General features: G+C 67.3%; 30 protein-coding genes and 2 tRNA genes. 5 read left to right on the top strand and 27 right to left on the bottom strand.

Going from position 1 to position 26971, the window contains the following annotated elements; all coding sequences use genetic code 11:
- Positions 1-79: 79 nt before the first annotated feature.
- Positions 80-1411 (top strand): peptidoglycan-binding protein, encoded by a 1332-nt coding sequence (locus OCT48_RS03385; RefSeq protein ID WP_263591340.1) that lies wholly within the window; start codon positions 80-82, stop codon positions 1409-1411.
- A 525-nt stretch (positions 1412-1936) separates the two neighbouring features.
- On the opposite strand, the gene OCT48_RS03380 is transcribed toward OCT48_RS03385, so the two are convergent.
- Positions 1937-2173 (bottom strand): helix-turn-helix transcriptional regulator, encoded by a 237-nt coding sequence (locus OCT48_RS03380; protein WP_263591339.1) that lies wholly within the window; start codon positions 2171-2173, stop codon positions 1937-1939.
- A 42-nt stretch (positions 2174-2215) separates the two neighbouring features.
- Complete coding sequence (locus OCT48_RS03375; RefSeq protein WP_263591338.1) at positions 2216-2434, bottom strand: excisionase; 219 nt, start codon at positions 2432-2434, stop codon at positions 2216-2218.
- Between the two features lie 171 nt (positions 2435-2605).
- On the opposite strand from OCT48_RS03375, the gene xisR reads away from it, so the two are divergent.
- From xisR to OCT48_RS03360, 3 genes are all read left to right on the top strand, one after another.
- On the top strand, positions 2606-2773 hold the full coding sequence (xisR, locus tag OCT48_RS03370; protein ID WP_263591337.1) for an excisionase family protein: 168 nt from the start codon (positions 2606-2608) through the stop codon (positions 2771-2773).
- A 216-nt stretch (positions 2774-2989) separates the two neighbouring features.
- Positions 2990-3628, top strand: a complete 639-nt coding sequence (locus OCT48_RS03365; protein ID WP_263591336.1) for a BRCT domain-containing protein — start codon at positions 2990-2992, stop codon at positions 3626-3628.
- A gap of 122 nt (positions 3629-3750) precedes the next feature.
- Positions 3751-4005, top strand: coding sequence for a hypothetical protein (locus OCT48_RS03360; protein WP_263591335.1), 255 nt, complete (start codon positions 3751-3753; stop codon positions 4003-4005).
- Positions 4006-4269: 264 nt separating this feature from the next.
- On the opposite strand, the gene OCT48_RS03355 is transcribed toward OCT48_RS03360, so the two are convergent.
- The 24 genes from OCT48_RS03355 to OCT48_RS03240 form a co-directional block, all read right to left on the bottom strand.
- On the bottom strand, positions 4270-4536 hold the full coding sequence (locus OCT48_RS03355; protein WP_263591334.1) for a hypothetical protein: 267 nt from the start codon (positions 4534-4536) through the stop codon (positions 4270-4272).
- Between the two features lie 161 nt (positions 4537-4697).
- The gene (locus tag OCT48_RS03350; protein WP_263591333.1) at positions 4698-4952 is read right to left on the bottom strand and encodes a hypothetical protein; all 255 of its coding nucleotides are present in this window, start codon (positions 4950-4952) and stop codon (positions 4698-4700) included.
- Positions 4949-5206, bottom strand: coding sequence for a hypothetical protein (locus OCT48_RS03345; protein ID WP_263591332.1), 258 nt, complete (start codon positions 5204-5206; stop codon positions 4949-4951). The genes OCT48_RS03350 and OCT48_RS03345 overlap by 4 nt, the downstream gene beginning before the upstream one ends.
- Before the next feature lie 3 nt (positions 5207-5209).
- On the bottom strand, positions 5210-6277 hold the full coding sequence (locus OCT48_RS03340) for a hypothetical protein (RefSeq protein ID WP_263591331.1): 1068 nt from the start codon (positions 6275-6277) through the stop codon (positions 5210-5212).
- A 45-nt stretch (positions 6278-6322) separates the two neighbouring features.
- Entirely contained in the window at positions 6323-6832 is a 510-nt protein-coding gene (locus OCT48_RS03335; protein ID WP_263591330.1) for a DUF1441 family protein, read from the bottom strand.
- Between the two features lie 338 nt (positions 6833-7170).
- Positions 7171-7605, bottom strand: a complete 435-nt coding sequence (locus OCT48_RS03330; RefSeq protein ID WP_263591329.1) for a hypothetical protein — start codon at positions 7603-7605, stop codon at positions 7171-7173.
- Between the two features lie 133 nt (positions 7606-7738).
- Positions 7739-8215: a hypothetical protein gene (locus OCT48_RS03325; RefSeq protein ID WP_263591328.1), complete on the bottom strand. Its 477-nt coding sequence runs from the start codon at positions 8213-8215 to the stop codon at positions 7739-7741.
- A complete protein-coding gene (locus OCT48_RS03320; protein WP_263591327.1) occupies positions 8212-11025 on the bottom strand; it encodes a phage tail tape measure protein in 2814 nt (937 codons plus the stop codon). The genes OCT48_RS03325 and OCT48_RS03320 overlap by 4 nt, the downstream gene beginning before the upstream one ends.
- A gap of 434 nt (positions 11026-11459) precedes the next feature.
- A complete protein-coding gene (locus OCT48_RS03315) occupies positions 11460-11798 on the bottom strand; it encodes a hypothetical protein (protein ID WP_263591326.1) in 339 nt (112 codons plus the stop codon).
- A 615-nt stretch (positions 11799-12413) separates the two neighbouring features.
- Complete coding sequence (locus tag OCT48_RS03310) at positions 12414-13466, bottom strand: AAA family ATPase (protein ID WP_263591325.1); 1053 nt, start codon at positions 13464-13466, stop codon at positions 12414-12416.
- Positions 13459-13854: a hypothetical protein gene (locus tag OCT48_RS03305; protein WP_263591324.1), complete on the bottom strand. Its 396-nt coding sequence runs from the start codon at positions 13852-13854 to the stop codon at positions 13459-13461. The genes OCT48_RS03310 and OCT48_RS03305 overlap by 8 nt, the downstream gene beginning before the upstream one ends.
- 125 nt (positions 13855-13979) lie before the next feature.
- Complete coding sequence (locus OCT48_RS03300) at positions 13980-14201, bottom strand: hypothetical protein (RefSeq protein ID WP_263591323.1); 222 nt, start codon at positions 14199-14201, stop codon at positions 13980-13982.
- Positions 14198-14425 carry a hypothetical protein gene (locus OCT48_RS03295; protein WP_263591322.1) on the bottom strand — a complete coding sequence of 76 codons (228 nt, stop codon included), beginning with the start codon at positions 14423-14425 and terminating at the stop codon, positions 14198-14200. Before OCT48_RS03295 ends, OCT48_RS03300 begins: the two co-directional genes overlap by 4 nt.
- Positions 14422-14760, bottom strand: coding sequence for a hypothetical protein (locus OCT48_RS03290; RefSeq protein WP_263591321.1), 339 nt, complete (start codon positions 14758-14760; stop codon positions 14422-14424). The genes OCT48_RS03295 and OCT48_RS03290 overlap by 4 nt, the downstream gene beginning before the upstream one ends.
- Entirely contained in the window at positions 14757-14927 is a 171-nt protein-coding gene (locus OCT48_RS03285) for a hypothetical protein (protein WP_263591320.1), read from the bottom strand. Before OCT48_RS03285 ends, OCT48_RS03290 begins: the two co-directional genes overlap by 4 nt.
- Before the next feature lie 275 nt (positions 14928-15202).
- Positions 15203-15421, bottom strand: a complete 219-nt coding sequence (locus tag OCT48_RS03280; protein ID WP_263591319.1) for a helix-turn-helix transcriptional regulator — start codon at positions 15419-15421, stop codon at positions 15203-15205.
- Between the two features lie 57 nt (positions 15422-15478).
- Entirely contained in the window at positions 15479-16054 is a 576-nt protein-coding gene (locus OCT48_RS03275) for a hypothetical protein (protein ID WP_263591318.1), read from the bottom strand.
- Positions 16051-17298 (bottom strand): tyrosine-type recombinase/integrase, encoded by a 1248-nt coding sequence (locus OCT48_RS03270; protein ID WP_263591317.1) that lies wholly within the window; start codon positions 17296-17298, stop codon positions 16051-16053. The genes OCT48_RS03275 and OCT48_RS03270 overlap by 4 nt, the downstream gene beginning before the upstream one ends.
- Positions 17299-17463: 165 nt before the next feature.
- A tRNA-Lys gene (locus OCT48_RS03265) sits at positions 17464-17539 on the bottom strand.
- Positions 17540-17569: 30 nt separating this feature from the next.
- Positions 17570-17645: transfer RNA gene (locus OCT48_RS03260), tRNA-Lys, on the bottom strand.
- Between the two features lie 98 nt (positions 17646-17743).
- Complete coding sequence (gene rluB / locus OCT48_RS03255) at positions 17744-18595, bottom strand: 23S rRNA pseudouridine(2605) synthase RluB (RefSeq protein ID WP_263591316.1); 852 nt, start codon at positions 18593-18595, stop codon at positions 17744-17746.
- Positions 18595-19494 (bottom strand): SMC-Scp complex subunit ScpB, encoded by a 900-nt coding sequence (scpB, locus tag OCT48_RS03250; RefSeq protein WP_263591315.1) that lies wholly within the window; start codon positions 19492-19494, stop codon positions 18595-18597. The genes rluB and scpB overlap by 1 nt, the downstream gene beginning before the upstream one ends.
- Positions 19491-20459, bottom strand: a complete 969-nt coding sequence (locus OCT48_RS03245; protein WP_263591314.1) for a segregation and condensation protein A — start codon at positions 20457-20459, stop codon at positions 19491-19493. The genes scpB and OCT48_RS03245 overlap by 4 nt, the downstream gene beginning before the upstream one ends.
- 85 nt (positions 20460-20544) lie before the next feature.
- Complete coding sequence (locus OCT48_RS03240) at positions 20545-22374, bottom strand: DEAD/DEAH box helicase (RefSeq protein WP_263591313.1); 1830 nt, start codon at positions 22372-22374, stop codon at positions 20545-20547.
- A gap of 311 nt (positions 22375-22685) precedes the next feature.
- Between OCT48_RS03240 and OCT48_RS03235 the strand changes: the two genes are divergently transcribed.
- Positions 22686-22901 (top strand): transposase, encoded by a 216-nt coding sequence (locus OCT48_RS03235; RefSeq protein WP_263591312.1) that lies wholly within the window; start codon positions 22686-22688, stop codon positions 22899-22901.
- Positions 22902-22963: 62 nt separating this feature from the next.
- Here the strand turns inward: OCT48_RS03235 and purL are convergent, their stop codons facing one another.
- A complete protein-coding gene (gene purL, locus OCT48_RS03230; protein WP_263591311.1) occupies positions 22964-26902 on the bottom strand; it encodes a phosphoribosylformylglycinamidine synthase in 3939 nt (1312 codons plus the stop codon).
- Between the last annotated feature and the right edge of the window lie 69 nt (positions 26903-26971).

The following is a 26971-nucleotide window of genomic DNA, read 5'->3' as shown; positions in this document are numbered from 1 at the left end:
GAGAGAAGTTGATTGGCAAGACAGCACGGTGAAGCCGGGAGGCCGCAGGCCGAAGACTCCGTTCACTGGAGGCGCCCCCGTGACCATCCTCAAGGGATTCGTGTTCCTGCTCTTCCTGTTCGGTCACATCGCACTGACCAGTGCCGATGACACCTACACCGACGCCCTGCGGAGCTACGAGCGGCAGGAGTACCGCCAGGCCTTGCAGATGTTCGATCAGCTTGCCACCACCGGCGATGCCGACGCCCAGTACATGCTGGGGCAAATGCACGAGGCCGGCCAAGGGACGCTCCAGGACTTCGTGGAGGCGCACAAGTGGTACAACCTGGCCGCGGCTCGCGGCCACCGACATGCCACCGCTGCGCGGGATGCAGTGGCGGCGCGGATGACCGCGCAACAGATCAGCGAGGCCCAACAGGCAGCCCGTGCCTGGCAGCCGCGGGCGTCACAGTCAGGGATCGCGCCCGAACCATCGCCTCCCTCCGAGGGTCTGTCCGGCCGACAGCTGGTGGCCGAAGTCCAGCGTGAACTCAACCGGCTCGGCTACGAGGCCGGCCCGGTGGACGGCCTGATGGGAACTCGCAGCCGCAATGCGATTCGCGATTACCAGGGCACGGTGGGCCTGGCCCAGGATGGTCAACCGACGACGGCACTGCTGGCTCGATTACGGCAGACGGGCCGGGAGCCGGCGGCCACGGTGCCACCCGACCCGGAACCGACACCGGCAAGCCGGGTCGCCCTGGACGACGCCTTCGGTGACGGCGATTTCCGGCGCGATCCTCCCTGGACCGTGCTCAGCGGACGCTTCGACATCGATGATGGCGGGTTACGCAGCATCGTGGAGAAACCGCAGGTGACCACCCCCGCCTCACCGACGCTCCGCCCGGAACGACCGGAGGAGATCGGCCTGGCGATGCTCCAGTTGATCCTCGAGCAGGCGGGCGGGCTGACGCCAGACGCGGCATCGTCGGAGGCGGTGGAGGTCGAGTTCGGGGACGCGGCCCGGATTTTCGTCCATGCACCGGTCGACAATGCCTTCAAACTGGAGCTGGAACTGGCCTCCTACCAGCGGCCGGGCAGCCTGGAACTGGGGCTGTTCCAGGGTAACCAGCCCGGCGGCGGCTACCGCCTGGTCTACAATCCCGGCTCACGACCCGGGCTCAGCCTGGTACGGATGACGGCCGAGGGGGGCGAGGTGATCGCCAGCAGTGAGGGCACGCTCGACCTCGAGGATGGCCGTTTCCATAGGCTGAGCTGGACCCGCCACGAGAGCGGGAACATGCAAGTCTTGGTGGATGGCCAGCGTGTGCTTCAGGCACACGACCGACGCCTGCGCCAAGGCTTCCAGGGCTTCACGCTGGTGAATCATGGAGGCGACTACAACCTCCGCCGGGTACGGCTGGAGCATTAGGGAAGCGCTGAACAAATCGGCGAGCGGTGAAATGGCCCCCCTATAAACAAAGCGCCCTCACCTTCAAGAAGGGAGGGCGCTTCATTGGCGATCTGGTGGGTCGTGTATCCACCGGAAATCTGCCAACCATGCCTTACCGTTACCGGATTCTCCGGTATCAGCGCCAGCAACATGCCCCCAGATATGCCCCCATAAAGACGAGATCACCCACTCGGCCGAAATCTGGGCTCAGTACCAGGGCGCGCGGGGCCCAAGGCATCCCCAATTTGGGGCCCCCTTGCCCACACGTCGTGTCACGCGCACACGGGCGCCAGCCTCCCGAGGCAGTCAATCTGACCGCCTCGGCCCCCGGTCACCCGGGCACGCGCGGTCACCAGCCCCAGACCCCCGATTTGATGTTCTCGAGGCGCCAGCACCGGGCCAGACGAAAAAGCCCGCCGGTGCGCTCCCCGGCGGGGCTGGGACGGCGCCGATCTCTGATTCGATCTTATCCAGGCGTCGAGACAAGCGCTCAACGGCGCCCAGCTACCGACGTCTTGCCCTCTCCATGCGCCGACGCATCCACTCCTCGATCTCGTGCTCAACCCAGTAGTTGGGCGCCTGGCGGCTGTCACTGTCCTTGAACGGCTTCGGGAAGTCCTCATCTTCGATCAGCAGCTCGTAGAGCCGAGAACGCGACACCGCGATCTTGTCGCACACGTCGCGTACCTTCAGGAAGCGCAGTGGCGGCTGCTCAGTGGTAGTGTTGCCTGCTTCTTTCATCCCGACCTCCCGTATACCTGCCGATTCGCCCGTGACCGCGGCTTAGTCGATCCTCCGTTCCCCATTCAGCACGGCATCGGCCAAGGGATTCCCTGTCTGTCGCGCTTCAGCATCCAGATCGATGAACCAGCTACCCCCGATCTTCTTCGAAGGCACGTGGCCTTCCCGACACCACTTGCGAATGGTCGACATGGCTGGCGGCTCGCCTGCAAACCGAGCCTTCCGCCACTCCTCCAGGGACATCAGTTTCCCGGTGGACATACCTCCCCCTCCTAGAGGTCTACCTGTTAGCGAGCGCTCGGCACCCGTACTGCCAGTACCACCTACGGCCATGGTGTTGGCGTGACCATCTGGAAAGCGTAGCGGGAGTCTGGAGGAGGTGCGGCGGGTTGTCATGATTGATGTGTTGAAGCACGGCACTAGGGGGCAACGATGGCACAGAACAAATGGGTTCTTCGGAACAAGCTGGCGGAGCTCTACGGCTACTCGCGCTCAGCGATCGACCACAAGCGGAAGGACGGCACATGGCCTGAGGGGCGCATCTGGCGGAAGGCCCCCGATGGCAGGATCTTCTACAACGTCGCGGCCATAGACCGCTGAATTGAGTCGGGTCCTGATCCCAGCTGAACACATCAACAAACAGCGCCAGCAGCTACCTCCGGCCATAGCGACGGCGAGGACCACCTGGAAAGCGTACCCGAAACGGGTACCCCTCCCCGCGGCTCCTGGGCACCAGTACGGGCAGACCTCACCTCCCTTTGCCAAACTACCTTGCGGGCCCACGGCCCGCAGGGAACCATAACAAGGGAGAGTCCCATGCCTATCCAACTCGACCACCACGGCCAGCCGGTCACGCGCCGGCTCAGCATGGCCAGGAACACCACCCGGGATGCCAATGAGCTGTGCGGGCTGGCCCGCGGGATGCTCGCCGATGGCTCGGTCAACCAGGCCGAGGCCGAATACCTGCTCCAGTGGCTTGGAGAGCGTCCCGAGGCCCTGGCCGTCTGGCCTTTCAACGTGCTCTTCCCTCGCCTCGAGGAAATGCTCGGCGATGGCGTTCTGGATGCCGAGGAAGAGGGCGAACTGATCGGACTGCTGCTCGACTATACTGGCGGTGGCTCCACCCAAGGCGGCTCCAGCTCCAGCCGGCAATCCACTGCCCTACCCCTTTGCGACCCGGTGCCGGATGTCGTATTCGAAGGTTCTAACTTCGTGCTGACCGGGCGCTTCGTCACTGGTACGCGCCGCGAGTGCGAGGCCGAGATCGTGCAGCGCGGCGGACAGCCCCAGAAAAGCCCCAGCCGCGCCACCCACTTCGTTGTTATCGGCAACTTGGGCAGCGATGACTGGGCCCAGTCGAACTACGGACGCAAGATCCAGCACGCCGTGGAGTTGCGCCGCGATGGCCGCGACATTCATCTGATCAGCGAGCGCCACTGGGCTAACTGGCTATAACTCCGGCACCCAGCGCCAGCCCCGCATCCGGTCATGACGGCGGCGGGGCCTCCAGAAGGACCCGCGAATTCATCGAGCCTCGCTAGGCTAGACTGAAAGCCACTCAGCGCAGGGAGCGAGACATGGCAGAGAACAAACTCGATCAGCAGAAGAACGCGGCGGCAGGCTGGTGCCTCACAGCGGCGGTGATCATCCCCATCGCCTTCGGGCTGTGGCGCGACTGGCCCGGCCCTTGGTGGGCCTACCTGGTGGCCAGCATCATCATCTTCATCGGCGTCCTGGGTGGGTGGGTCCAAGCCACACAAGAGGATGACGTCCACCGGGCTGTCACCGAGATGAACGAGCGCGACAAGGCCACGAACAAGGCTCAGGAGTAGGCCCTGGCCCTCATGCCCTCGGCGACTGACTCCACCTCCAGCCCCAGGGGCTCGCACAGCCGCGCCAGCATCTCCAGCCGCCCATCAGGTCGTGAAGGGCCGCTACCGCCTCCCTGTGTTCGCTCCCCTTGGCCGCGGCGATCGCGTCGCGCAGGTACATCTCCAGGGCGGCGATCCACAGCGCGCGGCAGTCTGCCGGGTCCCAGAGGTCATCAGGCACCGGGGCGCCGCGCAGGAGGAGGGAGCTCGGGGCCTCGGCAGTCATCAGTGCCACCCAAGGGCGTCACACAACTCCGCGCCGTACTGCCGGCGAAGCGATGTCGCCCGGCCCCGCCCCTCCAGGTCCTCGGGTGGCCGCTCCAGTTCCCGATCGATCTCGGCCAGCTGCCGGGTCAGGCGCTCGACCTGCCTGGCCTCCTTGCGATTCACTGCCCAGGTCAGGCGCCGCTCCAGACGGTCTCGCTCCTCCTCGAGGCGCTCACGGCGGTACTCCACAGGGTGGCGGGTGATCTCTTCATTGATCATCGGCATGGCACGGCCTCCGATGGTGGTTGCCCATTACGCAGGCTGGCGCGGTAGCGTTCGGCGGCGCCCTACAGCGGGGCAGCGGTCGACGGTGAAAAAAGGGGCCACCGATATGGTGACCCCAAGCCCGGGCTGACGAGACCCGGGCACCCTGGAACCAGCCACGGTCAGGATTCTGGCCAGCGCTGCTCGAGGCTGGGCGAGATATGCGCGCGCCAGCGATCGGCACGCGCCTGGAGGGCTTCGCGGTCTTCGCCGAACAACCGGGCAAAGCGGCGGCCGCCGCGGGTATAGAGTTCCACCTGGTGCTGCCGGCACCGGTCCAGCGGTGCCGCGTAGCGGAGGTTTGGCTGGTCCAGCTCGGCCGCGGTGCGCCGAGCGGGGTTGGTAACGATGGCTCCGCGGGGTCGGGTGACGATCATGCCCGCTCCCCCTTCCGGCCATTCTGCCGGGCATAGATGCGATTGATGTCTAGCCGGGCCTCCACTGGCTCCTCATCTTTGTGCTTGGCGTCTGCCAGCTCCCGCTCCAGCTCCTCGACTCTCTGGCGAGCGGCGGCCAGATCTTCCTCGATGCGCTCCGGCGTGCGCTCTTCCTCCGCCTTGATGCGGCTGAAGGCCGCGGCGCGCGCTGCCTTGCGATAGGCGGCACTGCGATATGGGCTTGAATTGGGCATGGGTCACTCCTCCCGCCCATAGGCGGTGATCGTCAGGCCGTGGCCGTTGAGCATGTCGGCCTCCCGGTGGTGGTGGAGGTGGGGCAGTTTCACCTCGAGGCGAGCGGGGCCGTATGAGTTGCCCGGCTCGGCCTCCTCCAGGTCGGCATAGATCGCGGCCAGGGCCTGGAGGCGTTGCTGGGCGATGCGCTCGATCTCCTCGACAATCTCGCCTTCGAGCGCCGCCAGGTCGGCATGCCGCACACGCCCCAGCGCCTGGCGATAGGCCCGGCTCAGGGTTTCCAGGCGACTGTCGACCTGCTCCAGCTTGCGCGACATGCCGCGCCGGGCGGCATCCTGGCTGCGGTGGTCGGCCTGACGCGCCTCCAGCGCCTTGTGGGCCTTGTCCGCCTCGCTCTTCGCGGCCTTCACGTCCTCGTCATTGGCCTCACCCATGGCCAGCAGTGCCTCCGCTTCATCGAGGCGTTCCTGGGCGGTTTGCTCGGCTTCCCGCGCCAGCGCCAGCGGGCTGTCATCCGCTGTCATGTTGCCCAGCGACTTGGCGATCCGGTCACGCTCGGCGGTGGCGGCGTCGCGCTCCTTGCGCAGGGCGGCCAGGCTGGTTGCCGAGGCCTTCGGCGCCTTGGCCTCCAGATCCTCGAGACGCTGATCGACTTCCCCGCGGGCATGCTCCAGCTCTGCGGCTTCTTCGGCCGCCTTCTGCAAGTTGGCGGCGGCCCGCTTCGCTCGGGCGTCCAGATCCTTGATGTAGGCCTGGCGCTCCGCCGATTGGTCGTGCCAGTTCGTCGCCTGAAGGGCGCGACTTGTATCGGCGCGGATATGCCTCATCAGTTCCAGCAGAACCTCGGTGTCGTCTTCGGCACTGGAATGCTTGAAGCGGCCCGGGTAGTGGTAGTGATCGGCCAGGCGGATGACATACTGGACGCCCATCTTGGCGCGCTCCAGCATCTTGCGGGCCTCGCCCAGGCCTGTGATCTCGGCGCGCTCCTCCTGGAGTTGGTCGAGCTGCTCGAGCCAGGTGCTCCAGCTTTCCGCCGCGGCCGGCGCCTTACTTTTCGTCGCAGTGGTCATGGTGCTGCTCTCCTTCTCGTTGGCCGGCGGCGCCGGCGGTGGCCGTCACGCTTCCGCGGCGGCGTCTTCGTCGTCGTTTTCGATGATCGCGCGGTACATCTGCTCGCGAATGGCGTCGGTCACACGCTCGACCATCTCAATCGCCTCCGGCGGCAGCCCGGCATCCCGCTCGAGCATGTCGGCCAGGCTGTCGAGGCTGGAGGCCATGGCCTTGGCCAGGGCGGCCATCTCTCGCTGGACATCGTCCACCGGCACCAGGTGGCGCAGCTCGCGCTCCAGCTTCACCCGCTCGTTCTCCGACTGGTACCAGGCCTTGCGGTCCTGCGGCATCAGGTCGTTTATGTCGATACCACTGGCGGCGGGGCGGCGGTCGGTGCTTATCGCGTCGACCACATCACCCAGCCGGTACACGGGATTCCCGCGACGGGTACCGGCCGGCGGGATCCCGGCATCCTTGATCAGCGTCGCCACCGTGCGCCGGTCGCGACCGATCGCTTCGGCGATGCGGCTGATCGACCAGTGGTAGGCCTGTTCGCGTCCGATCACCTCGCCCATCGTCTGCCTGTCAGCGCCAGCGGCGCTCCTCCTTCACCTGTACATCGAGGCGGCCGATCCTCGTGCCGCCATGCTCAGCTCGTACAGCTCAGATCCCGCGCCATGCCTGGGCTTGCTGCCACCTGCGGTGGAGCACCCAGGGGCACCGAAATTTTGTCGAACTCCGGGACTCTGCGTCCCCGTGGACGGGGTAGGGGCCGCCAGAAGGACCCGCGATTTTCTGCCGGCTGAAGCCTGGCGAGCGCGCGAGGACGCTGCCGGAGCGCCCAGCGCCAGCTCGGCGCTCTGCCGCTGACACGCACCAGCCGCCGCCGTCAGGGATTGGGGCGCGGTGGCGCTCATGCCCCCGCCCCTCGCGGCTGGGACGCCTCACCCAGCTGCTGGCGCGCCTGCTCATGCAAGTGCGCGAATAACTGGAGCTCTCGCTGCGCCGTGACCTCATGGTCAACGTGGTGTGCCAGTTCGCGCATATGGCCCATGGCCCGGCTGGCCAGACGCGTCACCCCCTCCCCCTGGTCTTTTTCAGGTTCGGTGCGGGCGTACTCGAGCAGCGCGTCAGCGAAGGCCATGAAGGGTTTTTGCACCTCGCCACGGGAGGCCTTCGACAGCGCCAGGCCGGCGGCCTGGACTTTCGGACAGGACACGCCCGGGGATCGGGCGCCCAGCGCCTTGAGGTTGTCCAGCACCCGGTCGAAGCGCTGGTGGTGATAGTCGCGGCGGGCGCGGGCGGCGGCCTCGCGTTCGCCCAGTTCGATGATCATGCTGGTCGGCATCAATACCCCCTCCCCCTTGCTTTCGTTCGAGGGCGCGGCTGGCCCAGGAGGCCGGGGCGTTCAGGCGCCAGCAGAGCGGCGGGTGGCACATGTACCATGCCCCCGGCTAGTAGCGAGATGCTCGCAGCCGCGCTCAATGAAGCACCCCCGGCCCCTTCTTCTGCTCTTCCATCAAGCGAAGCGCCTGAGCCCGAATAAGGGCCGCTTCATTGCTGGCCGCCAGCTGCGCATCAATGGCCTCACTCAAGGCGGTCATCTCCTCCATCACGCGCGTGGACAGGTGACTCAGTGCCTGCCCCTCCCCCAGGTCTGTTGTTTCGCGGGCCCGAGCCGCCACCGCAGCAGAAAAGGCATTGAATGGCTCCAGAATCGCCACCTCCGGCGCCTCAGCCAGCGCCCGCCCAGCGGCCTCGATTTCAGGGCAGTCCACTCCCCTCGGGTCCTTCACCAGGGCGCGCAGGGCTTCCAGGTGCGCCAGCCGCTGGCGGCGATGCTTCTTCTCGGCCAGGTTCGCGACGGCCAGCTTCGTCACCAGCTGCCAATACCCGGCCGGCTTGTCTTCAGCGCCAGAGTCACCCAGCCCCCCCTGGAGGGGCGTTTTCTTGCTCATACGCTCGATCCTGAGTTGAGGCCGAGCAGGAACTCCTGGCCCTCGGCGTTGGCGCGTAGCTGGATCTTCTCGAGGATCTCCCAGAGGATCATCTCCAGCGCCGGCTCCAGGCCGGTGGAGTCGATCTTGACCAGCCCGTCGCCATTCCGGAGGGCCTCCGTCCTGGCCTTCAGGTTGTCGGTCATGGCATCCAGGTGCTTGGTTTGCGAGTTGATCAGCTTGTCGCGGCGCTTCGCTTCGTCCTGGACGATGTCCTCCAGCTCCCGGAAACCGCTGGAGGTGCGTGAGTCGAACTGACCCAAGGTGCCGAACATCGACGACAGGGTTTCCCCCGTCGACTCGACGGCGGTCCCTATGCTGTTGAATACTGCCTCGACCTTGCGCGCCTCGGCCTCGGCCTCGGCCACCTTGATCTCGGCGGTGAACTCCATGGCCTTGATGTTCTCGTTGCTGGCCATCTCCTCGAGCGCCTGTTCGGTCGCCAGGACCGCCTTGCGCTCCTCGAGGATCGCCTTTTCGGTTTTCAGCGCAGCATCGGCGAGGTCCTTGTTGCCTTCTACACCGGCGTCAGCCCCGGATTTGAGGGTCTCGTAGTAGTCCGTCAGGTTCTTGAACTGCTCTTCGGAGATCAGCCCCTCATCGAAGGCGTCTGCTACCTTCTGGTAGGCATTTTCAAGCTCTGCGGTGTTGATGACGTTCTCGTAGACACCATCAGCCACCCGTTTCCAGCCATCCTCGAGGGGGCCGATGGCCTCGAGCACATCGCGAAGAATATCGGCGTTTTTTTCCTGCGCCAGGTTGAACGACTCGCTGCTCTTCGAGGCTTCCTCGACTACACGATCCCAGTTGGTGTACTGGGCGGCAGCTGATCGTAGAGCCCGCTCATTCCGCTCGGTCTCCGTCGAGGTCTCCCCCAGGCTGCGCACCCAGTCGGCCAGGGATTCCTGGCTGGCGTTGACCCGGTCCTGCAGGGTCACCTGGGCTTCACCAGCGGCCACGTAGTCGCCGATGGCGTAGTCCCATACCTGCCTGCCCTCGCGGACCGCCTCCGCCAGATCGGAGTGGGCGCGGCGGCTTTCCTTCAGGTCGCGATTGAGGTCGACGAACTGCTCGCCGGCCTTGTAAACAGCGGTGCCCACCGCGGCGGCGGCCGCCGCCAGGCCGAGGGGGCCGGTGAGAACGCTGACCATGCCCTTGAGGATTGGCGTGCCCTTGGCGATCACGCCCCCCGACCCGGCGAGCCCGCGAACGGCGCCGGTCGTGGTCAACGCCGCGGTCGCCAGGGTGTTGATAGCGATCGATAACCCGCCGATGGTACCGGCCGCCGCGAACACCGCCGGGTCCAGCTCCAGGAAAAACTGCGTCAGGTCGGCCAGCTGGCGGAGGAAGGGGCCAATGCCCTCGATAGCGCCAGCCACGTACTGGGAAAGCGCCTCGAACCCCAGGCCCAGCGTCTCGATCACCGAGACCAGTCCGTCGGTACTGCTCAGGTCGGCGCCATCGAAGAGGTTGCTGACCGCATCTTGTAGGGCCTCGATGCCATCGAAGAAGCTGGAGAAGTCGGCCTGCTCGAGAGCATCCGGGAGATTCTGCGCCACCTCCTGGAAGGTTTTTTCGAGACCCTGGAACTCCTTCTCGAGGAGATCCACGAAGCCGGACAGCTGGCCCGACTCGATCGAGGCGCCGATGGCATTGAAGATGGCGGCGATGGCGTCCTGAACGCTGCCGAACTCGTCCAGCAGCGGCGTCCCGAACCCGACGAAGGCGGCCTTGATAGCGTTCTGGATCCGCTGGCTGCCGTTGTCGATGGCTTCGGTCATCTCCCCGTAGGCATCGGCCGTAGCGCCAGCACTGCCCGCCATATCGAGGATGGTCTCCGCAAACTTCTCGGCCCCCAAGCCGGTCAGCGTCAGGGCCCCGTTCAAGGCGTTCACGTCACCGAACAGCAGTGACATCTTCTCCGTGCTGCCCCCGGTGGCCTCGCCTACGTCTTCCATGAAGCCGGCGAAGCCCTTCGACTCCAGGGCAGTGGCATTGAACTCGAGGCCGAGATCCGCCGCCAGATCCTTTGCCTGGCTGGTCGGCTTGAGGATGTTGGAGATGGCCCCGCGAACCTGCGTGATGGCCTCGCTGGTGCTGGAGCCGGTGGCGGTGAGCGTGGCCACGGCCGAGAGCAGCTCATCGAAGCTGACGCCGGCGGTGGCCGCCAGGCCTGTCACATTGGCCAGCGAGCTCCCCAGCTCGGGGAGCGTAGTCTGGCCGCTGCGCACAGTCTGGAACAGCAGGTCGGAGAAGCGCTCGGCCTCCTCCATGCCCACGCCATAGGCGTTGAGCGAGGACACCAGCACCGTCAGGGATTCCCCGAGGTTGGCCTTACCGGCAATGGCCAGCTGCTCGGCCTGTCGCACCGCCTCGAGGGAGTCGGTGTAATCGATGCCCGCCGAGATGGCGCTGTAGACCGCCGAGTTGACCTGGTCGAGTGATTGGCTGGACTCGCGCCCATAGGCCAGCAGTTCCTCGCGAAAGTCGCCCAGCGCCTCGCTTGGCTGGCCAATCAGCGTGGCGATCTCGCGGAACTGCGTGTCGAAGTCACCGGCCAACTTCACGGCGAAGGCTGTGGCGGCGGCGCCACCGGCGATCAGGGCGCCCTCGAACTTGGCGAGGCCGATCGTGGCATCCGCCAGCGGCTGGGTAGCGCTCTGAACACTGCCGGCGAGGCCATCGATCTTGCGGGTGGCGGAGTTCACCCCGTCCCCCATCCGGTCCACGCCCTCGAAGATGATTGCGACGGTTTTCTCGAGATCGGCCATTGACCCTCCTGTTTCAGTTCGCGCCAGCACCGGATGCGATGAAAGCGATGGATAGCGTGTTCCAGTATTACTTCGCTGCAGATCTCGGTACCGGCTCACTGAGGAACAGGAGCCAGCCAACGGCGTGGGGATCACCTTCGTTGGCCATCCGTTCGAGCATGTCGTACAGCTCACGCCGTCGGTGGCGGGTTGGCTTCATCTGCTTGCCACGAGGTGGAAGGTTTAGCGGATGCCCCATACGTTACCTGTCCATATATACAGCCTCCCTTGTTTATAGCACATATGCGCATATCTTCCACAAATGGCACAAAATATTGTGAACTTCGCCATAGTTATCCACAGGGCGCAGGAATGATAAGGCTCCCCGCCGAGAGCGTGAGTGAGCGAAGCCGAGTGTTGTTCAGCGCCGGGACCAGCGGGCCCAAGGTGTCGAGTCAATTCCTCATGGTGTGGCTCGGGGTGGTCAGTGGGGCGGGTGTCAGCCGATCCCGTTGGGTTCGTGACGCGTGATGATCAGCCCCATCGTCTTCACATGGTCGGTGGCCCTGGGGCAGCCAGTGGTAGCCCAAGGCGTGAGCAATTTGCGTACCCCTTGCCCACACCTCGCCGTCCCGGGTGATCAGATCGATGTCGGGCAGCTCGTCGAGATCCCACGGTAGGCCGTTGCCATCGCCCAGTTCAGGCAAGGAAACGGCCGCTGGCAGGGCCGCCTCCTTGCGACTGATCTGCACGAGCTCGGAGTCCAGCCAGTCGTTGATGCGCGGTGTGTCCATGCACACACCGCCAGGTCGATCGGGTCAGCGGTAGGCAACGGCAGGCGTGATAGGGGTATGGATTATGGTTCAGACTCCTGGTTGCTCACGGCCTACGGTGCTCTTGCTTCCAGCGCCAGCACTTCGGCTGGATCAAGGCCAGGAGGGTGTGGTTCGCGGCACGTCGCCCGGCGTTCTCCTTCCGGTGGGGCTTCGGCTCGGCCGCAGCGGCCTCGGCCCAGGTCTGGACGTATCGTTTGGCCGCCCGCTCCATGGCATGGGGCGGCAGTGTGGCCAGGCGGGACCAAACGTATTCCCGATCCTCACGCACCAGCGGTACCCGGGCCGTGACCCACTCCAACCAGTCCATCCGGCTCACGGTCTCGGGTCCTGCCTCGGGTGCAACTTCAGGGGTCGCCGAGTCGGCCGAAAGTTGCACGCTTTCAGGCCCCTCGGTTGCAGGCGAGTTGCACGCCCGGTTGCTTTCTATCTCCCGCAACCGCTTGTCAGCCAAGGCTTTCAGGCTGCCGGTTGCATGACCGGTTGCATCGGACGGGGGAAAAGTTGCCCCCTCTTCTTGGGAAAGTTGCGGGTTGCATCCCCTAGGGGGTGCAACGTGCAACTCTGGGCGATCGCTCATGACTCACCCCCTGACTTCTTGGCCAGCAGGCCATCGCGGTCGGCGCGCTTTCGGTACCGGGTGGCGGTGCTCTTGTGGATGTCCAGCTCCCGGGCCGCCTCGGTCGGGCTCAGCCCTTCATTGAGCAGGTCGACGACTCGCTGATAGGTGCTCTCCTGCAGCGGGAGCCAGGACCAGGTGGTGGCCCCGCTGGGAGCGCTCACCAGCTCGATCTCGCGCCCCTTGGCGTCCTCGCCATAGAAGCCGCGGTTCTTCTCGAAATGCAGCTCGAACTTGGCGCCCTGGGCATCCTCGTCCTCACCCTTCGGATAGCGGAGCGCGATGACGGTATCCAGCACGTCCTCGCGGCGGCTGGTGCCCCGCTGCTGGCCGCCCTTGCCGGCGTGGTGGACGAAGAGCACGGTCTTGCCCTGGGCCCGCATGCGCAGCGCCCACTCCTGCACCATCAACCAGCTCTCCCCCTCGTTCTCTTTGCCGGTCCGGCAGAGAGTGGAGATGTTGTCCACCACGATCAGGCGGGCGGGATCGGTGAAGGGCTCCAGCGCCAGCTGCCCCTCGAGGGTCGAGAGATCCGGCATCCCCTTGGGCTGGAGGTCAGGGGTCAGCAGCTGCAGGGCCTCGGGCGCCGCCTCGTACTCCGTGCTCTGGATGATGCTCGCGAACCGCTCCTGAAGCGCGATAGCCGGCATCTCGCCGTCCAGGTAGAGCACGGGCGCCGGTGCTGGCGCCTCCCAGCCGAGGAACGATCCCCCCGCGGCCACGGCATAGCCCGCATACATCGCAAACCAGGTCTTGCCGATGCCTCGAGGCGCATAGACCATGGCCAGGCCGCTGGTAGGCAGCCAGGGCGCCAGCAGCATGGTTCGCGGTGGAATGTCCAGGCTCAGGAAGTCACCCAGGCTGATGGGGTTCAGCTGGAGCTCGGCGGCGGTCGCCTCGTAGGCGGTGGCTGGGGGCGTGGGTGGCCCATCGCTGGGAGCTGGCCGCAGCCGCGTCGCCGTGGCCGCCTGCCTATCGAGCCAGCTGATTCCCGCATCGTGTTCAGACATGGCAACCCACCTCCTCAGCAGCTCCACGCAGCCGGCCGGACGCCTTGGCCAGACGAGCCAGGTCGACACGCTCCAGGGGCCGGCCGGCGTGGACCGCCTCAGCTGCCAGCATGACCACCAACGCCTCGCGGGCGATGGCGGCCAGCACGTCCCGGGGCACCCATCGCTCCCCGGGGCGCTTGCTGGCGCGGAAGGCATCGTTGTCGCGCCTGGGGAATAGCTCGTACATCTCCATGCCCACGGCGGCCAACACATCAGCGGTCGGGCAGCCGGTGAAGCACTTCACCAGGATCGTGCCGTCCTCGGTCTCACGGATGGCCAGGCTCGGTGAGCGGTCGTCGTGCGCAGGGCAGCAGGCCAGCCAGCGCTCCGGGCCGTTGGTCTTCACCTTGTCCAGTCGCGCCAGCAGCCGGTGCACGTCGGCGCCGAGCGCGCTAGACTGCTGTGGAGCCCTTCCAAAACTCGCTTTAGGTGCCCCGCCCTGCCGGCGGGGCGCTGTCGATTGCGGGGTCGTCATAGCTGCGCCTCCAGGATCCCCATCCGGCGACGGAGCATCTCGTCGAGGAATATCCGCAGGTCGGCTTGTTCGTGGGCAGTGAGCACCAGCGGGCCATAGTTGGTGGCCAGCTCATCCGCAACACTCGGTACCTGCTTGGCCATGGCATAGCGGGTGCGATCGATGGCATCCACCAGGCCGGTGGCGCCGATGTCCATGGTGATGTCGGTCGGGGTCATGACTTGCCCTCCCCAATGTCCTCGGCAATGCCCTCGGCATAGGAGCACAGGTGCTCGACGGCGAGCATCAAGTCACCGAGCTCGGTTTCGCCGAGGAAGGGCTGGGTGTTCGCAGAGGGCTTGCGCGCCAGGTCCTCGTTGACCAGGCGGGCGATGCCGTGGATGGCCGAGACAATCTCCTCGATGTCCTCGGCCTTGCTGTTGTCACGGGTCAGGTGGCTCATGATTGCCCCCTTTTGCCGGCCGGCTGGTAGGTGCCCGGTTCGACGCCGTCGGCAAATTCGGCCAGGGCGCGGCGGGCGGCTTCCCTCTGGGCTACCTGGTGGGCGACGCTCGCAAGCGTCCAGCGAAGCGCCTCCGCATCGGACGCGCACCGGGCACGGCAGCCGATGGTTGTGGGGGCGTCAGGATTGAAGATCGCCTCGAACTTCCCGGGGCCAAGTCGCGCAACAATGCACGCATCAGGCCGCCCCGCACGGTAGAGGGCCTCGCGCCAGCTTGGGGCGTGGATCTCGATCTCAGTGGTAGTTCGGGCCAGGTAGACGTTGAAGGCGCTCATGATGCCTCCCCTTGGCCGGCAGGGGCTTCCAGGGCGCGGGCCTTGGTGATGTGGTGGTTGTAACGCTTCAGGCGGGTGCTGGCGCTGGTGTCGCTGAACAGGGCGGCTCTCGCCATGGCCCGGTGGGCAGCGGCGCGCGCAGACGGATTGCGGGTGGGGTTGTTCATGGGTAGGGCTCCTTGGATGATGGAACCGTCCCCGACTGTCGCCAAACAGTGATTGGGGGCGGCTGTACGCAGGTTGGCGAACCGGCATCCAAGGGAACCGGCAGACCCGAGGGTCTCCCACGCACAGCCGCCATATTCGCGAAGTGCAGGCATGAAAAAAGCGCCTGTTTCGCGGAGGGCGCTGGTGCGCCTTGGATATTTCCGGTCGCCAAACCGGGTCACGGATTTTGCCGTGACGGTTGGAGCATAGCCGGGGGTAGGGTCAGCGGTCAACATCAGGCCACCCCCTCGCGGTCTACCAGGCGGCTCTCGATCCAGGCATCTACCTCGGACTCGAGCCAGGCGACCGCTCTGCCGTTCGGGGTCAGGCGAATGGCGCGTGGGAAGGTCCCGGCCGCCATCTGCCGATACAGTTCGCTGTCACTGAGGGAGGTCTTCTCACGAACCTCGGGGCGCTTGATCAGGCGCTTGGTGGGGGTATCGTTGCCAGCCATGCCAGGGTGCTCCTTGGTTGCTTATGGGCATGGCTAAGGATGGTGGGGGCGGTGCGCTCAGTCTTTCCGGGGGATTTCGGATTTTCCTGGAAGAAGGTGGGCAACACTCGGGTCATCGCGCAATTCGTAATACCACTCGCGAGCGCGCGAAAATGAGATGTCGTTTTGCTCAGCGACAACCCCAAGCGCCTTTTCCACCGTATTACCGGAATTGAGCATACGCCTCACTTCACTGGCGACTTTCACGGAGAGAAGGAAGCGTTCTCTAGCCCTCGCAAGGTTAATGCCCTTCATGTCGTAATCGAATGCCTCATCCAGTGTGCGGCACTCATACTGAGAGGCCTTGCGCCAGGACTTTAGGTACGCCTCTCTACACCAGGTTGGAAAGGGCAGGCCTATCACGGCGCAGCGTTCCACCGCCTTTAGTAGCGCCAGCGAATCCCCTCGCTCATATCGTTCTCGAAGACACGGCAGATCTTCGTGCCATACATGCCACTGGATAACAGGGTTGGAGACGGCCTCAAAGCTTCCTCCATCCTCGAGCCACTCGTGATAGGCGTGTATGGCATCCTCCGAGGTCCAGCTCTCCAGCTTGGCGATAACAGGCGCCAGCAGTCCGTACTCTTTCTTCACGCTCCCCCCCGGATCGGCACCACATTGCCGGCGCCATCGCGCATGGCGTCCAGGTAGTCGGCCCAGCTCTGCAGCATCTCCCGGCGCTGCTCCAGGTACTTGGTCCGGTTGTAGGCTCGGCCGTTGGCGTCACGGACCTTGTGCGCCAGCTGCTGCTCGATGTACTGCTCGGGGTAGCCGAGGCGCTCAGCGAGCACGGTCCTGGCCATGGCCCGGAAGCCGTGGGCGGTCATCCGGTTCTTGTAGCCGATGGTGTCCAGGGCGGCGCCGATGGTGCTGTCACTCATCGGGCGCTTGCTGTCGCGGATGTTGGGGAACACGTAGTCGCCGCGGCCGGTGAGGCCCTGCAGGTCGCGCAGGATCTCCACCGCCTGGCTGGGCAACGGCACTATCAGGGGGTCGGCCTTCTTGCTGGGCTGGAAGGACCAGGTCGCCGCCTCCAGGTCGAAGTCGGCCCACTTGGCGTGGCGCAGCTCACCCGGACGGACGAAGACCAGGGGCGACAGGTTGAGGGCGGCCACCACCACCGGCGTGCCCCCATAGCCGTCGATGGCCCGCAGCAAGGCGGGAATCTCCTTGGGATCGGTGACGGCGGCGAAGTGCCGGGTCCTGGCGCGCCGCAGGGTGCCACGCAGGTCGGCCGCGGGGTCGCGCCGGGCCTTGCCGGTCGAGATGGCGTAGCGGAACACCTGGCCGCAGACGGTCTTGATCCTCGAGGCGGTCTCCAGGTGCCCCCGCTTCTCGACCTTACGCAGGCAGTCCAGCAGCTCGGGAGGAGAGATCTCGCCGACCGGCCGGTGGCCCAGGGTGGGGAAGATGTCGCGCTCGAGGCGGCGCTTGTTGCGGTCGTAGTGGGCGGGCACCACCTCATGCTTGTGGATGTGCTCCAGCCACTCGGTGGCCACGGCCTTGAAGGTGTTATCGGCGTCCGCCCTGCCCTGCTCCTTGGCGAGCCGCTTGGCGGTGCTGGGGTCCAGTCCCTGCGCCAGCATCTCCTTGGCCTCGTCGCGGGCATTGCGGGCCTGGGCGAGCGACACCTTGCCGGCACCCTCGCCATAGACGCCGATCGCCAGGCGCTTCTCCTTGCCATGGTGGCGGTACTTCAGCCGCCAGTACATGCCCCCAGCTGGCGTGATTTCCAGGTACATGCCCCCACCGTCAGCCAGGCGGTACGTCTTCTCGCGGGGCTTGGCGTTGCGGACGGCGGTGGCGGTCAGCTTGTTGAGCTGGCGCAGGGTCGACATGGTGGGGGCACCTCCCGGGCCGGGCAGGGTTCTGCCCCCAGATATGCCCCCGTAGCATGCAGGATGTCAAGGGCAGGCACGGGAACGGCAGGCAACAAAAAAGGGCCCGAAGGCCCTTTCTTGCTGGGTTTCTGGTGCTTCTTGGGAAGTCCAGAAACCTATGTCTGGTGGGTCGTGTAGGATTCGAACCTACGACCAATTGGTTAAAAGCCAACTGCTCTACCAACTGAGCTAACGACCCAGTGCTTGCAGGCAAGCATACAGGCTCGGATGGTGGGTCGTGTAGGATTCGAACCTACGACCAATTGGTTAAAAGCCAACTGCTCTACCAACTGAGCTAACGACCCGTCCGAACGGGTGCAGATAATACGGATATGCCCCCGGCCTGGCAAGGACTTTTTTGCCTTCCGGCACCCGCCTCCCCCGGCCGGGGCGCAACAGCCCCCTAACGACGTGCCTTGGGCTTGCGCATCGCCTGCACCGGCCGGCGCTTGTGCTTGTCGCGACTCCAGCGGTTCTTCTCGTCGGGCGTCAGCTCCGGCACCTTGCGCGGCGGCAGCCCGGCCATCTCGGCCAGGTCGTCGATCTCGTCCTGGCTAAGCTCCACCCACTCGCTGGCCTTGGCGCGCTTGTCGAGGAAGATATTACCGTAGCGCACCCGCTTGAGGCGGCTGACCGTCAGCCCCTGGGACTCCCACAGCCGGCGCACCTCGCGGTTGCGGCCTTCCATGATCACCACGTGGAACCAGGTATTGATGCCCTCGCCGCCGAACTCCTGGACATCGGTGAAGCGGGCCGGGCCATCGTCGAGCATCACCCCCTCGACCATGGCCTTGACCTGATCCGGCTTGACCGCGCCCATCACCCGGACGGCGTACTCGCGCTCGATCTGGGTGGAGGGGTGCATCAGGCGGTTGGCCAGCTCGCCGTCGGTGGTGAACAGCAGCAGGCCGCTGGTGTTGATGTCCAGCCGGCCGATGGCGATCCAGCGCTCGCCCTTGAGGCGTGGCAGCCGGTCGAAGACGGTGCGGCGCCCCTCGGGATCCTTGCGGGTGCACAGCTCGCCTTCGGGCTTGTTGTACATGATCACCCGGCGCGGCACCTCGTCGGCGGCCCGCAGGGTCACCGGCCGGTCATCGAGGGCCACCCGGTCGCGGCTCTCGATGCGATCGCCCAGGGTCGCCACCTGGCCATTGACCTTGACCCGCCCATCGGCGATGGCGGCTTCCATCTCGCGGCGCGACCCCAGGCCCGCCCGGGCCAGGACCTTCTGCAGTTTCTCGGTGGTGGTGCTCATCAGTCGTCTGTCTCGCTGGTAGTGGATTCCGTCCCCGCGGCAGCGTCATCGTCGACGCGGCCCCGGGCACGTTCGGACAGGCGAGCCTCGAGGTCGGCAAAGCTCAGGCCCGTCCGTGCTGACGCCGTCCCGGCGTGGGAATCGTCGGCCGTCCCGGCCGTCGTCTCGCTGGCCGCGGCGGCCTCCTGGGCCTCCGTGGCCACGGCGTCGCCGCTCTCGGGCGACGCCGTGTCGTCTGGTGGATCGTCCGCCGCCGGCGTCTCGCCCGGTTCCTCCGGCGCGTCCGGCGGGGCATCCGCCTGGGACAGCAGCTCGTGCTGGGGCGGCGGCGGCGCATCCTCGAGGCCCTCCTCGGGGGCATCGAAGCCCTTGAGTTCGTGCATCGGCGGCAGCTCGTCGAGGGTCTTGAGGCCGAAGTCGTCGAGAAAGGCCCGGGTGGTGGCATAGACCGCCGGGCGGCCCGGCACGTCCCGATGCCCCACCACCCGCACCCAGCCGCGGTCGACCAGGGTGCGCATGATCGAGCCACTCACCGTGACGCCGCGCACCTCCTCGATGTCGCCGCGGGTCACCGGCTGGCGATAGGCGATCAGCGCCAGGGTCTCGAGCAGCGCCCGGGAGTAGCGCTGCGGGCGCTCATCCCACAGCCGCGACACCCAGGGCGAGAGCCGCGGCCGGATGCGCAGCTGGTAGCCCGAGGCGGTCTCGAGCAGCTCCATGGCGCCGCGCTCGTGGCGCACCTCGACCCGTCCCAGGGCCTCCCGCAGCGCCCGCCGCGGCGGGCGCTCGTGGTCGTCGAAGAGCGCCTCGAGGCGCTCCAGCGAGAGCGGTTCGCCGGACGCCAGCAGGGCGGCCTCGAGGATCTCGTCCAGGGCATCGGGGAATTCCATGGCGGTCATGGCGGCTCGCTCCCATCGTCGTCCTGCGGCGCGAAGGCGCTCTCGCCCTCCTCGCCGGTGTCGTCGAACGCCGCCCCCTCGTCGCCCTCCTCCTCCGCGGCCACCCGGGCCCGCACATGGATCGGCGAGAGCGGCGCGTTCTGCACGATCTCGATCATCGCCTCCTTGGCCAGCTCGAGGATCGCCATGAAGGTGACGACCACCCCGGAGCGGCCTTCCTCGAGGCGGAACAGCGCCTCGAAGGGGGTGTAGTGCTCGTGATGCAGGCGCTCCATGATCGCCAGCATACGCTCCCGGGTCGACAGCACCTCGCGGCTGACCTGGTGGGCCTGGTTGAGCTCGGCGCGGCGCAGGATGCCGGCCAGCGCCCCCAGCAGCTCGTCGAGTTCCACGTCCGGGTGCACCACCCGCGACTCCAGGGGCGGCAGCGCCGCCCGGGCCGGGAACCAGTCGCGGCCCAGCCGCGGCAGCTCGGCCAGCGCCTCCGCGGCATTCTTGAGCCGCTCGTACTCCTGCAGGCGCCGGATCAGCTCGGCCCGCGGGTCCTCCTCCTCGTCGTCGCCGCCCTCCTTGGGCGGCTTGGGCAGCAGGGTCCGCGACTTGATCTCGGCGAGCATCGCCGCCATCAGCAGGTACTCGCCGGCCAGCTCGATCTCCATGGCCTTCATCAGCTCCACGTACTCGATGTACTGGCGGGTGATGGCGGCCACGTCGATGGCCAGGATATCCAGGTTCTGCCGCCGGATCAGGTAGAGCAACAGGTCCAGCGGCCCCTCGAAGGCCTCGAGGAAGACCCGCAGGGCCTCCGGCGGGATGTAGAGATCCTCGGGCAGCTGGGTGATCGGCTCGTCGAACAGCCGGCCGAGCACCGCCGCGCTCTGCTCCGCCGCACTGGGCTCGGCCGCGGCGCCGCCGCTCCCCGGCGGGGCATCGGGCGCTTCGATGGACGATGGCGTCTCGCTCACGCGGGGCCTGGCCTCCGGGCTGGTTGGGCGGCGAATGATCGACCGCACAGTCTACCAAGGGGCGCGCCCCAGGGTAAGCCGCGACTCACCCGGCCTCGGCGGCGAGCCGATGGCGCCCGGTGTAGTCGAAGAGCTTGCGCCGCACTTGCCAGTGCCGACCGACCTTGCGGCCGATCACGAAGTCCGGCGCCCGCAGCCGGCGCTGTTCGCGGATGACCTCCTCGGGGCTGGTGGGCGACCAGCGGCTGCCCGGCGCCCGCAGGTGATCGCGCAGGAAGACCGCGGCGAAGGCGCCGCGCTGGGCCGGGGTCTCCAGGGCGAACCACTCGCTGAGGGTGGCGCCGTCCTCGTCATGGTAGACGACCTTGAGCCGTGGCAGGCCGCGGCCGTTGACCGTGGCCGCAAGCGCCATGCCCGAGACGCGCAGCACCCGGGCGTCGCGCAGCTTGAGCGCCTCGCGCAGCTTGTCGTCGGCATCCACCAGCAGCGCCTCGCAGCCGTGGCAGCGCCGCGCGGCGGTGTCGTTCTCGGCGCCGCACTGATCGCAGACCTTGAAGCGATAGCGAAAGTCGCACTGGCGCTTCTTGCAGGCGCCCGAAGCCGCGCCGCGTTGCTCGTGCTCGGGCAGGGCACTCGATGCACCGTCAACGAGTCCCTGGCAGCGACGCCCGAAGTGCTCGATGACCAGCTCGCCGTCGCGCCGCCCCCAGAAGAGGTTGGCATGGCCGCACTGGGGGCACTCGACCTGCACCGGCTCGGTGTCCGCCGCGGGCCTGGGGCTGCCCACCTCGGGGGCATAGAGATCCCAGGGGTTGCCGGCATAGTCGAGGATCAGGCAATCGACCTTGCCGGGGGCGAGGCGCAGGCCGCGACCGACGATCTGCTGGTAGAGCCCCACCGACTCGGTGGGCCGCAGGATGGCGATCAGGTCGACATGGGGCGCATCGAAGCCGGTGGTGAGCACCGCCACGTTGACCAGGTACTTGAGTTCGCGGGCCTTGAAGGCGGCGATGATCGCCTCGCGCTCGGCGGTAGGCGTGGCGCCGGTGATCAGCGCCGCCTCGCCGGCCGGCAGGTAGCCGAGGACCTCCTCGGCATGGGCCACGGTGGCGGCGAACAGCATCACCCCGGCCCGCTCGGCGCCATGGGCGACCACCTCCTCGATGATCGCCGGCGTCGCGCGATGGCCGGCCGCCACCCGGTTCAGCTCCGCCTCCTGGAACAGGCCGCCGCTGCCCGGCGCGAGCGCCGAGAAGTCGTAGCGTTCCACGGCGGCGTCTACCAGGCGGGGGGCGGCGAGATAGCCCTGCTTGACCATCAGCCGCAGCGGCTGCTCGAAGACGCAGTCGCGGAAGAAGCAGTCCTCGGCGCCACGCACCATGCCGTGGTAATGGCGGTGATAGAGGAAGCCCTGCCCCAGGCGATAGGGCGTGGCGGTCAGGCCCAGCACCTTGAGCCGCGGGTTGCGCTCGCGCAGGTGGGCGATGACCCGACGGTAGCTGGAGTCCTCGTCCAGCGAGACCCGATGACACTCGTCGATCACCAGCAGGGTAAAGGCCCCCGCCCCGTTCGCCGGGGACTCGAAGGCCGCCAGGTTGCGCACCACCGACTGCACCGAGCCGAACACCACCTGCCGCCCGGCCTCCTTGCGGCCCAGGCCGGCACTGAAGATGTCCGCCTCGAGCCCGTAGGCCAGGTACTTGGCATGATTCTGCTCGACCAGCTCACGCACATGGGCCAGCACCAGCACCCGGCCACGCGCCAGGCGCGCCAGCTCGGCGATCACCAGCGACTTGCCGCTGCCGGTGGGCAGTACCACCACCGCGGGGTCGTCGGTGATGCGGAAGTGCTCGACCACGCGGGTCACCGCCTGGCGCTGGTAGGGGCGCAGGCTGGGCGGTGCGGATTCGGTCATGACGGGCCTCTCAGCGACGGTGGCGCCATCTTACCGGCCGCGGCCGGCCGCGTCAGGGGCGCTGCCGCCTGGTCCAGCAGGCTCAGCCCTTCATGCATCCGTCTCACACGCCGTCACGGGCTTCCGGACCCCATGCCGACGCCCGAGACGCTCTCATAGACCGCACACCGGGACAGCGCAAGCCTTGATGGAAGGGTTTTCCAGAAACTGGCATTCAACGGCCGTCACTTGACCAAAGCGCGGCCAGCCATGATACCTAGGAGTATGTCCGGGCGACTGGATCGCCCATCGTCGAGACAGGAGAGGCGCATATGAAAGCGAAGACCCGCCCCGAATGCCCCAAGTGCGGCAGCCGAGTGAAGCGGTTCCCGCCGGGGCGCCATGATCAGTATCACGTCTATTGCGATGGCTGCGGTCACGACTTCGGTCGTCACGACTACTTCCAGGCCCAGTTCCGCCACCTCCTCGACGATCTGGAGGCCCAACTGAAGGCGGTCGACAACCCCTCGGAGAACGGCGCCACCTGACCCCCGACACGCCGACGCCCGGGCCATGGCCCGGGCGTCGGCGTGTCGGCAGGCGCGGAGAATCAGCCCAGCCAGCGCCGGGCGTTGCGGAACAGACGCATCCAGGCCCCGTCGCGGGTCCAGTCGGCAGGCCGCCAGGAGTTGGTCACCGCCCGCACCACGCGCTCCGGGTGCGGCATCATGATGGTCACCCGGCCGTCCGGGGTGGTCAGGCCGGTGATTCCCGACGGCGAGCCGTTGGGATTGGCCGGATAGCGGGTGGTGACCTGGCCATAGTTGTCCACGTAACGCAGCGCCACCTGGCTTGAGCCCTGCATGCCGCGCAGGTGGGCGCTGTCGCGGAACTCGGCGCGTCCCTCCCCATGGGCCACGGCGATCGGCAGCCGCGAGCCCTCCATGCCGGCGAGCAGGATCGACGGGCTCTCCTCCACCCGTACCATAGCCACCCGGGCCTCGAACTGCTCCGACTCGTTGCGCACGAAGCGCGGCCAGTCCTCGGCACCGGGGATCAGCTCCTTGAGCTGGGCGAGCATCTGGCAGCCGTTGCAGACCCCCAGGGAGAAGCTGTCGTCGCGGGTGAAGAAGCCGGCGAACTGCTCCCGGGCACGCGCATTGAACAGCACCGACTTGGCCCAGCCACCGCCGGCGCCCAGGACGTCGCCGTAGGAGAAGCCGCCGCAGGCCACCAGGCCCTGGAAGTCCTCCAGGGACACCCGCCCCTCGAGGATGTCGCTCATGTGCACGTCCACCGCCTCGAAGCCGGCATGGTCGAAGGCCCAGGCCATCTCCAGGTGGCCGTTGACGCCCTGCTCGCGCAGCACCGCCACCGCCGGCTTGGCGGTGTTGATGAAGGGCGCGGCGATGTCCTCGTCGACGTCGAAGGTCGGTACCGCCGAGAGGCCGGGGTCGCGGCCGTCGAGCAGGCCGTCGAACTCGCTCTTGGCGCAGTCGGCGTTGTCGCGCAGCGCCTGCATGCGGTAGCTGGTCTCCGTCCAGGTGCGCTGGGCCAGCAGGCGGGTGGTCTCGAGCAGCGGCTCCTCGAACAGGGTCACCCGCACCTGGTCGTCGTAGCGCGGCCGGGCGATCACGCCGCAGGTCTCGAGGCCCGCCGCGGCGAACTGCGCCAGCACCTCCTCGGTGTACTGCCGCGAGACCTGGATGACCGCCCCCAATTCCTCGGCGAACAGGGCGTTGAAGGCCTCGATGGGCTCGTCGATCAGCCAGTCGAGCTTGACCTCGAGGCCGGCATGGGCGGCGAAGGCCATCTCCAGCAGGGTGACCAGCAGACCGCCGTCGCTGCGGTCGTGGTAGGCCAGCAGCTTGCCGTCGGCATTGAGGCCCTGGATCACCGAGAAGAAGGCCTTGAGGTCCTCCGGGTCATCCAGGTCCGGGCAGGCGTCGCCCACCTGGCCATACACCTGGGCCAGCGCCGAGCCGCCGAGGCGATTGCGGCCGCCGCCCAGGTCGATCAGGATCAGGTCGGACTCGTCCTGCTCCAGGTTGATCTGCGGGGTCAGGGTGCGCATGGCATCGGTGACCGGGGCGAAGCCGGTGGTCACCAGCGATAGCGGCGCGGTGACGCTCTTCTCCTCGCGCTCCCCCCTGTCGTTCTCTTCCTCCCAGGCGGTGCGCATGGACATGGAGTCCTTCCCCACCGGCACCGCGATGCCCAGTGCCGGGCACAGCTCCATGCCCACGGCATGCACGGCGTCATACAGCGCCTGGTTCTCGCCGGGATGGCTGGCCGCGCTCATCCAGTTGGCGGAGAGCTTGATGTCGCCGAGCCTGGCGATCGGCGCGGCGGCCAGGTTGGTGATGGTCTCGGCCACCGCCAGCCTGGCGCTGGCCGCCGGATCGATCAGCGCCACCGGCGGGCGCTCGCCCATGGCCATGGCCTCGCCGGCATGAGTATCGAAGGTCGCCGTGGTCACGGCCACGTCGGCCACCGGCACCTGCCAGGGGCCGACCATCTGGTCGCGAGCCACCTGGCCGGTGATGGAGCGGTCGCCGATGGTGATCAGGAAGTTCTTGGAGGCCACGGTGGGCAGGCGCAGCACCCGGTCCATGGCCTCGCGCAGGTCCAGGTTGTCGAGCATCACGCCGGGCATCTCGCGGCGCTCGCGGGTGAACTCGCGCTGCATCTTCGGCGGCTTGCCGAACAGCACGCTCATCGGCAGGTCCACCGGCTTGGTCGAGAAGTGGCCGTCGCGGACCTCCAGATGGTGAGCCTCGATGGCCTCGCCGACCACCGCGTAGGGGCAGCGCTCGCGCCGGCAGAAGGCATCGAACGTCGCCAGGTCCTCCGGGGCCACGGCCAGCACGTAGCGCTCCTGGGCCTCGTTGCACCAGATCTCCAGCGGGCTCATGCCCGGCTCGGCGTTGGGCACCTCGCGCAGCTCGAAGCGACCGCCCCGCCCGCCGTCCTTGACCAGCTCCGGCAGGGCGTTGGAGAGGCCGCCGGCACCCACGTCGTGGATGAAGCGGATCGGGTTGTCGCCGCCCAGTGCCCAGCAGCGGTCGATGACCTCCTGGACACGGCGCTCGATCTCGGGGTTGTCGCGCTGCACCGAGGCGAAGTCGAGGTCGGCGCTGGACGTGCCGGAGGCCATGGAGGAGGCCGCCCCGCCGCCCAGGCCGATCAGCATGGCCGGGCCGCCCATCACGATCAGCTTGCCGCCGACGGGAATCTCGCCCTTCTCGACGTGCTCCTCGCGGATGTTGCCGTAGCCGCCGGCCAGCATGATCGGCTTGTGGTAGCCGCGACGCTCGATGCCCTCACCGCCCAGGGCCTCCTGCTCGTAGCTGCGGAAGTAACCGGCCAGGTTGGGACGACCGAACTCGTTGTTGAAGGCGGCGCCGCCGATGGGCCCCTCCAGCATGATGTCCAGGGCGCTGACGATGCGCTCGGGCTTGCCGTAGTCGAAGGCTTCCCAGGGCTGGACGAATTCGGGGATGCGCAGGTTGGAGACGGTGAAGCCGGTCAGGCCCGCCTTGGGCTTGCCGCCGATGCCGGTGGCGCCCTCGTCGCGGATCTCGCCGCCGGCCCCGGTGGCCGCCCCCGGATGCGGGGCGATGGCCGTGGGGTGGTTGTGGGTCTCCACCTTCATCAGGATGTTCACCGGCTCCTGATGGGCGGCGTAGACGGCACGCTCGGCGGCGGCACCGGTCAGCGGCGCGGCGAAGAAGCGCCCGGCCTGGCTGCCGCGGATCACCGCAGCGTTGTCGCTGTAGGCGGAGAGGATGTCGTCCGGCGAGGCCTCATAGGTGTTCTTGATCATCTTGAACAGCGAGCGCGGCTGGGCCTCGCCGTCCACCACCCAGTCGGCGTTGAAGATCTTGTGGCGGCAGTGCTCGGAGTTGGCCTGGGCGAACATCATCAGCTCGACATCCGAGGGATTGCGCTCGAGCCCCTGGAAGGCCTCGCACAGGTAGTCGATCTCATCCTCGGCAAGCGCCAGGCCCAGCTCGACGTTGGCGGTCGCCAGGGCGGCGCGACCGCCGGCGAGGATATCCACCTGGCCGAGCGGCGCCGGCTCATGATGGGCGAACAGCCGGGCGGCATCCGAGGCGTCGAACAGCACCGTCTCGGTCATGCGGTCGTGGAGCAGCGCGGTGACGGTCTCGAAGGCCTCCTCGGAGAGGGTGCCGGCGAAGCTCACCCGGTAGGCGATGCCCCGCTCCAGGCGCTGGATCCGTGTCAGGCCGCAGTTGTGCGCGATATCGGTGGCCTTGGAGGACCAGGGCGACTGGGTGCCGATGCGCGGTACCACCAGGAACAGCCGGCCCTCGCCGGCAGCGGCGTCCTCGTCCCGGCTCGGGCCATAGTCCAGCAGCCGCTCGAGCAGGCGCCGGTCCTCGCCGGCCAGGTCGCCCTCATGATCGACGAAGTGCAGATAGTCGGCGGTGAGTGCCTCGACCTCGGGAACGGCGGCACGCAGGGCGGCCAGCAGCTTGGCATGACGGAAAGCGGATAAGGCGGGCGCACCACGCAGTTCGAGCATATCCTGGGGCCTCTGAAACAAGCGGAATGACGGGGCCGCGGCCGGCGGCAACGAGCGCACATGATACTG

The sequence above is a fragment of the Halomonas sp. M4R1S46 genome (genome assembly GCF_025725685.1).
Taxonomy (GTDB): Bacteria; Pseudomonadota; Gammaproteobacteria; order Pseudomonadales; family Halomonadaceae; genus Halomonas.
This window is presented reverse-complemented; position numbering and strand designations above follow the sequence as displayed.